Source organism: Skermanella sp., from assembly GCF_059503625.1.
This window is the reverse complement of sequence record NZ_JCACHA010000231.1, coordinates 1-3,244: the sequence shown is the minus strand read 5'-3', so window position 1 is coordinate 3,244 and position 3,244 is coordinate 1. Positions and strand designations below refer to the sequence as shown.

Here is a 3,244-nt window from a genome sequence, read left to right as displayed (position 1 = left end):
TACGAAACAGCGCCAATCTTTCATGGGTCAAACTTCAATGGCGTTGGTATAACTTGTCGGCGCGGAGTTGTTGGGTCACGGCCCAACAACTCCGCCTTGGCTGAAAGTCACACGCGACAGGTCGGAACTTTCTGGCCCTGGCATCATTCGAAGAAGCCGAGCACCTCGTCGAGCTGGACGACGTGGCAGTAGATCATGTTGATGATCTCAAGCTCCCGCTTGTGCAGTTCCAGCGTCGCGGCGGCGCAGCAGTCGTCGACCACGACGACGCCGTAGCTCTCGTCGGCGAGGCTCCGCACGGTCGAGGAGATGCACTGGTCGGTGAAGATGCCGGACACGATGACGTCCTTGATGCCCATGTTGTGGAGCAGCAGGCGCAGGTTGGTCCCGGTCAGTGCGCTGTCGGTCGTCTTCATGACGACGATCTCGTCGCCCATTGGCGCCAGCTCCGGTACGATCTGGCCGTCCGGGCGGTCCTTGGGCAATAGGAGATAGTTGAAGCCCGGCTTCTTCTGGCTCAGAGAGCGGTCGCGGCCGTCGTTCTTCAGGCAGGCGATGCGGGCGAAGATCACCTCGACGCCGCGCTCGCGGCATTCCGCGATCAGTCGCTGGTTGTTGGGGATCACGGTGTTGCGCATGCGATCGAAGAACGGACGCCAGCGTTCCGTTTCTTCCGGTGTTTCTTTGTCTTCCAGGTACGTGGTCTGGATATCCACGACCAGGAGCGCCGTGGTGTCAGGGTCGAGCCGGATGTCGTCGGGGTCCTCGGCGGTGGCGTAGTAGAAGGAGCGGTACGCGGTCTTCCAGCTCATGTCGATCGTTCCCGTTTCGATAAGGCCCTGACGATGATGGCGCCGATCTCGCGCGACGGGAAAAGTCCGCCCGGCCGGAGGATCAGGACCGCGATCATCGCCAGCGCAAGCACGACCTCGGTAAGGCCGATCACCTGTTCGCTGAAGATCTTGGCGCTGTTCAGGGAGCCCTCCAGCGACCGCAAGCCTTCGAACGCTCCCGTCACGATGAAGGTGCCGACGACGGCGCCGGTCACCGTATTGGCGCCGCCGATCACCAGCATGCCCAGGATCACGAAGGTCTCGCGCAGATAGAAGGCGTTGGGCGAGAAGGAGGTGATGAAGTGCCCCCAGAGCGCGCCGCCGATCCCGGCGAACAAGGCTGCCAGGACGAAGGCGCGCCAGCGCAGATGCGGGATGTGCAGCCCGAGCGCTCCCGCCGCGACCTCGTCGTCGCGGCTCGCCCTCAGCAGGCGGCCGGTGCGCGATTCCTTGAACGCCAGCGCGCCGAGCAGGGCCGCTATCGCGACGCATGCTGCCAGCGTCAGGTCGGTGGCGCGGGGCACGCCGAACAGCGTCCGGGGGCCGTTGGTGACGTTGCTCCAGTTGGTCATGACGGTGTGCAGCACGACCAGCAGCGCGAAGGACGTGATGACGGCGGCGGCATCGGAAAGCCGCATCAGCGGGTAGGACAGCGCCGCCGCGACAGCCGCCGCGACCAGCCCGGCGATGGGGATCGCTAGATAGGGCGAGAGCTGCACGCCCTTGAATGCCAGGTAGAGTTCCGGCAGGGCCATTCCCTTCATCTGGAGCGGGATCGTCAGGACGGCCGACGTGTAGGCGCCGACACCCATGAACCCGATATGGGCGAAGGACAGGATGCCGGAGTTGCCCATGAAGACCTGGAGGCCCAGCACCAGGATCAGCGAGATGCACAGGTTGGTCGCGATGCGGTCGAACACGCGGATGCCAAGCATCTCGGCGCAGGCGACCAGCAGGATGACGAAGCCGCCCAGGATGGCGGCGGTGAGGAGATGGCGTGTCATGGCTGCCCTCACGTCCTCTGTCCGGTGGCGGGTCCCTTGAGAAGACCCTCCGGCCGCCAAAGCAGGATCAGGATGACGAGGCCGAAGGTGAAGGCGTCGCGGAACTTCAGAAGCTCCTGGCTGAGCAGGTAGTTGAGCGAGGTATCGATCAGCGCCAGCAGGAAACCGCCGAGCACCGCCCCTTCCAGGCTGCGCATGCCGCCGATGACGGTGGCGATGAAGGCGACCAGCAGCGGTTCCGACCCGATGCCGGGCACGACCGACCCGATCCTGCCGATCCACAGGATGCCGACGACGCCGGCCAGCAGGCCGCTGATCGCGAAGGCCGACGAGATGATCAGGTTGGCGGGGATCCCCAGCATACGCGCCATCGTGAAGTTGGTCGCCGCCGCCCGCATCGCGATGCCCAGCACGGTGCGCCGCATCGCCCAGGCGAACACCGCGAGAAGTACTACGGCCGCCGCGATCGTCACGAGGTTGCGGACCGGCGTGATGACGCCGGCGATCTCCACCGTCTGCGAGAAGAGCGCGGGCAGCGGCACGTTGCGCGGTCTTGGCGAGATGAACAGCAGGGCCGCGTTCTGGAGCAGGGTCGAGAAGGCGAAGGAGGTGATCAGGACGGCGGTGATCGACTTGGCGCGGACCGGGCGGAAGGCGATGTAGTCGGTCAGGACGCCGGTGACGACAGCCATCGCCACCGCCACGGCCGCCATGACCAGCCAGGGCAGGCCCGAGCCGCCCATCAGGAACAGCGTGTACCCGGTCACCATGATCAGTTCGCCATAGGCGAAGTTCACCAGCTTGAGGATGCCGTAGACGATGACCAGGCCCAGCGCCATCAGGGCGTAGGCGCCCCCTAAGCTGAGCACGTCGATCGTGAACTGTAGAGCGAAGGTCAAAGTCCTCATCCCCCGAGGTAGAGTGCGCCGAGATCGGTCGTGGCGCCGATCTCGGCAGCCGAACCGGAGGCGGCGATCCGGCCGAGCCGCATGACATAGGCGCGGTCGGCGACCGCGAGCGCCTTGGCGGCGTTCTGTTCGACCAGCACGATGGTCAGGCCGGAGCGCTTCAGCACGCCGATCATCTCGAAGATCTGATCGACGATGACGGGCGCCAGTCCCAGCGACGGCTCGTCGAGCACCAGGATCCTGGGCCGCGACATGATGGCCCGCGCGATGACCAGCATCTGCTGCTCGCCGCCGGACAGCGTCCCCGCCGGCTGGCCGTAGCGTTCGGCCAGCCGGGGGAACAGGGCGAACATCTTCTCCCGGTCCTCCGCGACGCCGGCGCGGTCGGAGCGGCGGATATAGCTGCCGAGCGTCAGGTTCTCGGCGACGGTGAGGTCCGGGAAGACGTCGCGCGTCTCGGTCACCGTCGCGACGCCGTTGCGGACCATCGCTTCCGGCG

4 protein-coding genes are annotated in these 3,244 nt (G+C 65.8%); all 4 read right to left on the bottom strand.

Going from position 1 to position 3,244, the window contains the following annotated elements; all coding sequences use genetic code 11:
• Positions 1 to 143: 143 nt before the first annotated feature.
• Complete coding sequence (locus AC5JJ6_RS05695; protein ID WP_496041111.1) at positions 144 to 812, bottom strand: cysteine hydrolase family protein; 669 nt, start codon at positions 810 to 812, stop codon at positions 144 to 146.
• Positions 809 to 1,837 (bottom strand): branched-chain amino acid ABC transporter permease, encoded by a 1,029-nt coding sequence (locus tag AC5JJ6_RS05690; RefSeq protein WP_496041110.1) that lies wholly within the window; start codon positions 1,835 to 1,837, stop codon positions 809 to 811. The genes AC5JJ6_RS05695 and AC5JJ6_RS05690 overlap by 4 nt, the downstream gene beginning before the upstream one ends.
• A gap of 8 nt (positions 1,838 to 1,845) precedes the next feature.
• Positions 1,846 to 2,736 carry a branched-chain amino acid ABC transporter permease gene (locus AC5JJ6_RS05685; RefSeq protein ID WP_044430358.1) on the bottom strand — a complete coding sequence of 297 codons (891 nt, stop codon included), beginning with the start codon at positions 2,734 to 2,736 and terminating at the stop codon, positions 1,846 to 1,848.
• 5 nt (positions 2,737 to 2,741) lie between these two features.
• A partial coding sequence (locus tag AC5JJ6_RS05680; protein ID WP_496041109.1) for an ABC transporter ATP-binding protein occupies positions 2,742 to 3,244 on the bottom strand: 503 nt, incomplete at its 5' end.